The organism is Halomonas sp. (genome assembly GCF_031581305.1).
Lineage (GTDB): Bacteria > Pseudomonadota > Gammaproteobacteria > Pseudomonadales > Halomonadaceae > Halomonas.
In genome coordinates this window covers 1-1,743 of record NZ_JAVLBC010000327.1, presented here as the reverse complement: position 1 = coordinate 1,743, position 1,743 = coordinate 1, and the positions used below count along the sequence as shown (strand labels likewise).

The 1,743-nt window shown below is 69.3% G+C and carries 2 protein-coding genes; both read right to left on the bottom strand.

Annotation, left to right across the window (positions count from 1 at the left end; translation table 11 throughout):
* Positions 1 to 1,271 (bottom strand): gamma-glutamyltransferase (locus RI841_RS16370; RefSeq protein WP_310706691.1); only part of this gene is annotated, 1,271 nt, incomplete at its 3' end.
* 69 nt (positions 1,272 to 1,340) lie between these two features.
* The coding region (locus RI841_RS16365) for a hypothetical protein (RefSeq protein ID WP_310706690.1) at positions 1,341 to 1,743 on the bottom strand (403 nt) is incomplete at its 5' end.

Here is a 1,743-nt window from a genome sequence, read left to right as displayed (position 1 = left end):
ATGCTGATGTGGCTGGTGCCATATTCCGGCTGCGTCGGCTGAACGGCCCAAGCGGTGGCCAGGACACCGGGGTTGCCGGGGCTGGCACCGCCGCTGCCCATGCTCTGCCCCGCCTCGATCAGCTCGGCGCGTTCGGCCAGATAGTCGGGGGCAAGCATCAGTGACCAGTCGCCGCCGGGCGCCTCGACGAAGTCCGGGTCGGCGATGTAGCGCCCGCGGTCGGCGAAGGCCAGCCGCGAGGCCTCGAGGAAGCGATGCAGCCAGTCGACGCCAGGCCGGTCGTCCTCCAGGGCCATCTCCAGCGTCGGGAGCTGTTCCAGCATGCCGAGGATCTGCATCACCGTCAGGTGGCCCGACGAGGGGGGCGGAAAGCCGCACACCCGGTACGCCTGCCATGCGGTGCAGAGCGGCTCGCGCTCCTTCGCCGTGTAGGTGGCCAGATCCTCGAGGCTCAGGCTGCCGGGAATGGCGGGATGGTTCTGCACCCGTGCCACGATGTCCTTCGCGACCTCCCCGGTGTGCAGCGCCGAGCTCTTCTGCTCGGCGATCCGCTCGAGGATCACGGCCAGTGCCGGGTTCTTGAGCCTGCGTCCTTCCGGCAGCGGCTCCCCTTCCTCGGTGAAGTAGAAGGCCGATGCCAGGGCGTCGTCACGCAGGGCGTCGGTGCCTGCCAGGCTGTGATGCAGCCTGGAACTGACAGGAAACCCCTCGTCGGCCAGGGTGATGGCCGGCTCGAAGAGCTCGGCCCAGGGCAGCCGGCCATGCGCCTTGTGGGCTATCTCCAGCATGCGCAGGGTACCGGGCACGCCGACCGAGCGACCGCTGGCCACGGCTTCCATGAATGCCAGAGACTCACCGTCCCCGTCCAGGAAGAGCCCCTCCTCCACCGAGGACGGCGCGGTCTCGCGACCATCGTAGGCCTTGAGCTCATCGCCATCGTGGTACATCAGGAAGGAACCGCCGCCGATGCCGCTGGACTGAGGCTCGACCAGGGTGAGCACCATCTGCACCGCGATGGCGGCGTCGATGGCCGAGCCCCCCGCCTGGAGCATCTGGTAGCCGGCATCGGTGGCCAGGGGGTTGGCCGCGGCCACGGCGAACGTCTCGGTGGCCCAGCCGGGCTTCTCTTCGCTCCCGGAGCCCGTCTCCGGCGCAATGTCCGGGCGCTGATACTGGAAATCCACCTCCCCCAGGGCCGCCGAGGGGAACAACAGCGGGTAAAGGGCGAACAGCAAGGCTGCCGAGCGCCGGAAAGCGGTGAGGATGACCATGATCATGACTCCTTGTCTCGATTCGGGGTCATGACAGCATAGGTGAGTCCGACCCAGTCGTCGCCACCCTCACCGGCGGCAGCGCCAGAGGGCCAGCAGGTTCATGGCGGCAAGGATCAATAATGCGGCGGCGGCCCAACCCAGGGAGCTGACCAGGCCCTGGAACTCCCCGGGGGCAGCCTGCGGCCGGAAGGCCATGCCATATTCGGCAAGGCGGCTGCCCGCGTAGAGCAGCAGGGCCAGCAGGCCCAGCGGCAGCGGAGAGCGCCAGCGGGCCAGCCAACGGGTCAGGCGCCAGGGTTCGGACGGCGCCTTGGCGGGCGTGGCCTTGCGAGCCCTGGACCGTGGGGCGGCCTTGGGTCTTTTGGACGCACGACGCATCGTGCGCCGCGCCGGCTTGCAGCTCGCGCCAGGCAGGCGGCCCGCCAGCCAGCGCGTCACGCAGACCAGGCCCCAACCCAGCGTAAAGAAG